7 protein-coding genes are annotated in these 6,119 nt (G+C 62.6%); 1 reads left to right on the top strand and 6 read right to left on the bottom strand.

Translation table 11 applies throughout. From position 1 onward, the window contains the following. The 3 genes from B3H64_RS04845 to B3H64_RS04835 all read right to left on the bottom strand — a co-directional run. Window positions 1-860, bottom strand: an 860-nt coding sequence (locus tag B3H64_RS04845; RefSeq protein WP_286733409.1) for an ABC transporter permease, incomplete at its 3' end; no start/stop codon positions are given. Beyond that, on the bottom strand, window positions 857-1,627 hold the full coding sequence (locus tag B3H64_RS04840; protein ID WP_050616890.1) for an ABC transporter ATP-binding protein: 771 nt from the start codon (window positions 1,625-1,627) through the stop codon (window positions 857-859). The genes B3H64_RS04845 and B3H64_RS04840, both read right to left, overlap by 4 nt. Before the next feature lie 20 nt (window positions 1,628-1,647). Continuing rightward, window positions 1,648-3,324, bottom strand: coding sequence for an efflux RND transporter periplasmic adaptor subunit (locus tag B3H64_RS04835; protein WP_050616889.1), 1,677 nt, complete (start codon window positions 3,322-3,324; stop codon window positions 1,648-1,650). Window positions 3,325-3,569: 245 nt separating this feature from the next. Between B3H64_RS04835 and B3H64_RS04830 the strand changes: the two genes are divergently transcribed. After that, complete coding sequence (locus tag B3H64_RS04830; RefSeq protein ID WP_256302851.1) at window positions 3,570-4,325, top strand: M23 family metallopeptidase; 756 nt, start codon at window positions 3,570-3,572, stop codon at window positions 4,323-4,325. A 42-nt stretch (window positions 4,326-4,367) separates the two neighbouring features. Here the strand turns inward: B3H64_RS04830 and thpR are convergent, their stop codons facing one another. The 3 genes from thpR to B3H64_RS04815 all read right to left on the bottom strand — a co-directional run bounded on the left by thpR (window position 4,368) and on the right by B3H64_RS04815 (window position 6,041). Further along, on the bottom strand, window positions 4,368-4,904 hold the full coding sequence (gene thpR, locus B3H64_RS04825) for an RNA 2',3'-cyclic phosphodiesterase (protein ID WP_050616887.1): 537 nt from the start codon (window positions 4,902-4,904) through the stop codon (window positions 4,368-4,370). Window positions 4,905-4,982: 78 nt separating this feature from the next. Then, entirely contained in the window at window positions 4,983-5,525 is a 543-nt protein-coding gene (locus B3H64_RS04820; RefSeq protein ID WP_050616886.1) for a stage V sporulation T C-terminal domain-containing protein, read from the bottom strand. Window positions 5,526-5,642: 117 nt separating this feature from the next. Continuing rightward, entirely contained in the window at window positions 5,643-6,041 is a 399-nt protein-coding gene (locus B3H64_RS04815) for a (deoxy)nucleoside triphosphate pyrophosphohydrolase (RefSeq protein WP_050616885.1), read from the bottom strand. Window positions 6,042-6,119: the final 78 nt, after the last annotated feature.

Below are 6,119 nucleotides of genomic sequence, written 5' to 3'. Positions count from 1 at the left end.
ACCAGCAGGGAGATGGCGGCGATGGCCACCAGCACCAGCATCATGGTGCTCATCATGGTGTTCATGGCGTCCATCATCTCGGCGCTGGACATGACAAAGTAGGCGTCGTCGTCCTGGTAGGTCTGGAAGAGCCGGTTTTCAATGATGCCCTTGGCGGCGGTGGAGCCGGCCTTGCTGGTGCTGTTGAAGAGATAGAGGTCCACCCAGCCGGTGCCGTTGAGCCGCATGGCGTTTCCATAGGGGAGGAAGAGGATGTCGTCGCCGCTGCCCTCGGTGCCGTCGGCCTTCTGGGTCAGCACGCCGATGACGGTGAAAGGCGTGCCCCGGATGGTGAGGGTCCTGCCCAGGGCGTCTCCGCCGAAGGCGTTCTGTGCCAGGTAGCTGCCGATGACGCACACGTTCTGGTAGCGATCCACGTCAACGTAGGAGAGGAACCGGCCCTGGGCCAGGGTCTCGCCGCTCATGGTCTGGTTCCGGTCGGCGTCATAGAAAAACTCGCTGACGCCGTAAATGGTGGTGCGCCCAAACTCCTCCGAGCCCTGCCGCACCATGGCCTGGGTGCGCACATAGGGGCTGACGCCGGAGAGATACTGGGGATACTTGTCTACCAGAGCGTACATGTCGGCGGGGTCCACCATGCGGGAGGAGGCCCCGCCGTAGTTGTAGATCTGCACCTGGAGCAGGTTGGCGCCCAACTGCTCAAACTGCTGGTTCATCATCTGCTGCATGCCGTTGCCCAGGCTGGTGATGACGATGACGGCGCCTACGCCGATGATGATGCCCAGCATGGTCAGCAGGGCCCGCATCTTGCTGGTCAGCAGGGATTTGATGGCCAGGCGGAAGGACTGCGTAAAATTCATGCCCTGGCCTCCTCTCCGTCCGGCGCGTCAAAGCCCTGGATGTCGTCGATGTCCTCCTCGGGCTGGACCACGGCCTTGGGGTCCCGGGCGTCGCCGTCGTAGATGATCCGGCCGTCCTGGAGCCGTACGATGCGGTTGGCTTTGACGGCGATGGAGTTGTCATGGGTAATGAGGACCACGGTGTCCCCTTCCCGGTTCAGCTTCTGGAGGAAGGAGAGCACCTCCCGGCCGGTGCGGGAATCCAGCGCGCCGGTGGGCTCGTCGGCCAGGATGACCGAGGGGTTGCCCGCCAGGGCCCGGGCGATGGAGACCCGCTGCTGCTGTCCGCCGGAGAGCTGGCTGGGCAGGTTTTTGCCCTTGTCCGTCAGGCCCACCCGGGACAGAGCGCTCATGGCCCGTTCCCGACGCTCCGCGGCGTCCACGCCGGCATAGAGAAGGGGGAGTTCCACGTTCTCCAGCACATTCAGCTTGGGGATCAGGTTGTACTGCTGAAAGATAAAGCCCAGCATCTTGTTTCGGATCTCGGCCTGGTCGTCGTCGTCCATGGTGGACACGTCCACGCCGCCCAGGTGGTAGGTGCCGGAGGTGGGCACGTCCAGACAGCCGATGATGTTCATGGCAGTGGACTTGCCCGAGCCGGAGGAGCCCACGATGGCCACAAATTCGCCTGGGTCGATGGCCAGGCTCACGCCGTCCAGGGCGTGGACGGTCTCGTCGCCCATCTGGTAGATCTTGTAGACGTCCTTGAGTTCAATGAGGTGTTCCATATTATCTGATCACCCCGTTATCAGCCCCAGGGGTTGGCGGAAGCGGCGTTCTGGATAAAGACGGTCTCGCCCTCCTCCAGCCCCGAGAGGACCTCGATGAAGGATTCGTCGTTCCGGCCCAGGGTGACCTCCCGGTCCTCCAGCTTGGAGGGGTCGGCCAGGCTGCCCGCCTCGTCCAGCGCGCCGGGGCCCGCCACCTTGACGAGGCTGACGCCGTTCTGGCCCCGGCTTACTGCCTCCACGGGGATGCACAGCACCTGGCCGGCGTCCTCCACAATGATGCGGGCGGAGATGTTCATGCCCGGCTTCAGCTCCTGGGGGGAGCCGTCAATACGCACGGTGACGGGGTAGGTGGTGACGCCGTTGGAGGTAGTGCCGTTGATGTTCACTTTGTCCACCGTGCCGGTAAAGCTCTGGCCGTCCAGCGCGTCGGAGGTAATCTCCACCTGCTGACCCACCTGAATCTTGTTGATGTCCAGCTCGTGGATGTTGATGTCAAAGGTGAGGGCGGACAGGTCGTAGATGACGGCGGGGTAGGTGACGCCGCTGGTGGAGCCGGTGGTGGCGTCGATGTTGTCCCCCACGTCGTAGTTTTTCTCGATGACCTCGCCGTCGATGGTGGAGGTGATGGAGTAGTCCTCCAGCTTGTCTCTGGCGTTCTGGAGGGTCAGCTCGGCGGTCTTGACCTGGATGGCGGCATTTTGGATCTGCGTGTCCATATCGGTCTCGTCAAAGCCGCCGATGACTTGGTCCAGGAAGACCCGGTCCCCCTCCTGGACGGTGAGGCTCTTGAGTTCGCCGGAGGTCTTGGCCACCACCTGCTTGCTCTCTGCGTAGGCAAAGGTGCTGCTGGCGGCGCTGGCGGAGCCGTTGATGGTGGCCGAGCCGCTGGAGGTGTTGTCCAGCGCGCCGGGGTTCACCAGCCGGATGGTGACCGGCCGGACCAGGGTGCCGCCGGGACCCACCTCGTCGGTGGCGGCGATGGAGTCCACCGTGCCGTACAGGGTGTCCAGGGCACCGTCCACGCTGACCAGGGCCTGCTGGCCCACGGAGATGGAGGCCGCCTGGACGGAGTGGAAGGGAACGGTGAGCTTCAGGTTGTCCCGGTCCAGGATGTCGGCGATGGGTGCGCCCGCCGACACCATGTCCCCCTGGTCCACATACAGCTTGGTGACCACGCCGGCGGCGGTGGCCTTGACGGTGGCGTTTTTCTGGCTGTCGGACTGGTTCTTGAGGAGCTGGCTGTAGTTGAGGCGGGCGGACTCCAGACTCAGCTCAGCCTGCCGGATGGAGGCCTCCACGTCCTTGGAGTCGATACGGAAGAGCAGATCGCCCTTGTGGACGGTCTGACCCTCCTCGAAGGGGGCCTCCAGAACCTCGCCCTGGATCAGGGTGGTCACCTTATAAGAGTGAATGGGCTCGATGGTGCCGGTGCCGGAGACGGAGACCAGCAGCTCCTGCCGGGCGGCGACGGCGGGTATGTAGGAGCCCGCGGCCATGATGCTGCCAGTGCCGGAGCAGCTTTTGAACAGAAAGACCACCAGGGCGGCCAGCACCGCCAGGATGATCAGACGCTTGATCCACTTGCGCCGCTTTTTAGACGCAGGAGATTTGATTTTGGGCTTCTGCGCCGTCTCCCGGGTGGGAGTGACGGCCGCTTCGACCGCGGGTTTTTGCTTGACGACAGTTTGTTCCATGTTGCCGACTCCTTTACGAATGGGATATGTACCTTTCCCGATGCCCCTTTACGATACCAGAGAAAGATGAAGGGAAGGGAAGAGGAAACCTTAAATTTTCATAAAATTTTTCAAGGACCTCAACTGTTTATACTGGGTATAATATATATGCACAGGAAAATCAAAAAGTCAAGAGAAATTTCTGGGTAAGAATGTATAAGCTGGAAGCAGCCTGTCCACAATAGGACCGGAGGTGTTTCCAACCAATGAAAAAACGACCTTTTGTGGAACGGATTGGCGACTTTATGGCGGGAAAGGGCTTTTACATAGTCCTGTTCCTCTGCGTCGCCGCAATTGGAATCTCGGGCTATTATCTCTTTTCCTCTCTGAATCTGGGAGACGGCGGCAATACCGCCGTGGCGGGGCCCATCCAGGTGGTGGTGACCCCCTCCCCCTCCCAGTCGGCCACGCCCCAGCCGGTGAAGCCATCGGTCTCCCCCCAGGCTTCGCCCAGCCCGGGCACGGCTGCCCCCGCGACCATGCAGCCGTCCGGCAGCCCGGCGGTTTCGGCCAGCCCCGCCCCGGCCCGGACGCCTGCGGCCCCGACGGTCTTTACCTGGCCGGTGAAGGGGGAAGTCATTGCGGATTATTCCCTGGAGGTGCTGGCCTATGACGAAACCATGGGCGACTGGCGCACGCACTCGGGTCTGGACATCGCGGCCAGCCTGGGCACGGAGGTGCTGGCTGTCGCGGCGGGTACGGTGGCGTCCATTGAGGACGACGTGCTGATGGGGACCACCATCGTGGTGGACCATGGCGACGGGCTGAAAAGCGTCTATGCCAACCTGGCCGCCACCCCTGCCGTTCAGGTGGGAGACGCGGTTCAGACGGGAGCCGTCCTGGGCGCGGTGGGGGACACCGCCGCGGCGGAGGCCGCCAAGGCCCCTCATCTCCACTTTGAGATGATCCGGGGGGATGAGCCGGTGGACCCGGCCTCCTTCCTGCCCCAGCACACGCCTTGAACAAGAAAGCGCGCGCACGGATACCGTGCGCGCGCTTTCTTGTCAACCGGACGAAAGGGCGCGGTGGTGGAGAGGAGTATAGGTCAGGCGGTCCTGGATGCGCTCCGACTGCATCAGAGTGATGCGACGCACCTTTGTACCCATGGGCGGCAGGGAGCGGGCAAAGGCCGCCCGGTCAAAGCCTGGGGCGGGGACCACCTGACGGCCCAGGGTGAGATGAGGGCGGAAGGGGCGGCGTTCCAGAACAAAGCCCGCCGCGCTCAGCTCCTCGGTGAGCTGCCGGTGCACCTCCAGCAGGGCGGGAGAGGGCTCTATGCCCAGCCACCAGAGATCACCATCCCGCTGGCGAAACAGGCCCGGGGCCCCAATCTGGAGATCAAAGCCCGGAGCCGACACCCGATCCATGGCGGCCTCAGCGGCGGCCCGGCGTTCGGTCTCGCCCAGAAAGGCCAGGGTGAGATGAAAATTGTCCGTCAGGGTGAATCTGCCGCGCAGACACTGGCCCTGCAGCCGCCCGGCGGCCTGACGGAGCTGTTCCCGCAGCGGCGCGGGAAAGGAGACGGCGATGAACAGACGCATAAAATCCCCCTTTGCTATTGGTCCTGCTGCGGCCATTATAGCAAAGGGGGATGCGGTGCGCAATGGGGGGACAAGGGATCAGGACTCCATGTGACGGCCCAGGAAGCCGGCAATGGTCTGCGCCAGCTTATAATCGGTCTCGCTGCTCTGGATCTCGCTGTCGGTGCCGGCAAAGAGCACGCAGCCCAGCACATCGCCCTCGGAAAGAATGGGCGCGGCACAGGAGATCACATATTTGTCGCTGTCCTCGCACAGAGGAAGGGGGGGGGCGCCAGGCTTGAACTGATAGATCTGGCGGCCTTCCATGATCTGTTCCAGTTCAGGGGAGACCCGCTTGTCGGCCAGTTCCCGGCGGGCCGCTCCGGCCACGGCGATGCAGGCGTCCCGGTCGGTGATGACGGCGATCTCGCCGGTAGTTTTGTTCAGGGTCTCGCACATCTGCCCGGCAAAGTCGCCGAGCCCTCCCATGAGGGAGTATTTTTTGAAGATGACCCCTCCATCCTTGTCGGTGTAGATCTCCAAGGGGTCGCCCTCGCGGATACGCATAGTACGGCGGATTTCCTTGGGAATGACCACGCGGCCCAGGTCATCGATCCGCCGCACGATACCAGTTGCTTTCATATATAGAATTCCTCCTGCGGTCTTGTTGTTCTAGACAAAGCTAGTATTTGCAGGATTCTTTTCCCTATGCGACAGGCAGCGCTGGTATCCTCTGGAAGGGTGCGGCGCATTTTTTATTTACATACAAGGAGAAGCGGAACATTCAGCCAGACGCTGCAGAATGGGCCGGTCAGCGGGACAGAAGGTGTAGTTGGGGATCTCGGCGGGGGTGACCCACCGTAGATCGTTGTGTTCCAGCAACCTGGGGACGCCTCCGGCAAGGGCGGCGTGGAACAGAGTCAGATGGACCGTAAGGTCCGGATAAGCGTGAACCACATCCATGAAGGGCTCGCCCACCGATACCGTTACATCCAGCTCCTCCCGGCACTCCCGCGCCAGCGCCTGCTCCGGGGTCTCCCCGGGCTCCACCTTGCCGCCCACAAACTCCCACAGCAGGCCCCGGGCCTTGTGGGCCGGTCGCTGGCAGATCAAAAACCGTTCGCCCTCCCAGATGAGGGCCGCCACGACTTCTGTCATCATTTTTCCTCCTTACGGCGCGTTCCACGCGGTCAAATTCACAAGAAAAATCATAATCCCTTTGGGGAGCCCTGTCAA

Origin of the sequence: Intestinimonas sp. UBA1698 (assembly GCF_002320075.1) — a bacterium.
In the GTDB taxonomy this organism is placed as follows: Bacteria; Bacillota; Clostridia; order Oscillospirales; family Oscillospiraceae; genus Intestinimonas; species Intestinimonas massiliensis.
The sequence above is the reverse complement of the archived record's forward strand: the minus strand, read 5'-3'. Positions and strand labels throughout refer to the sequence as shown.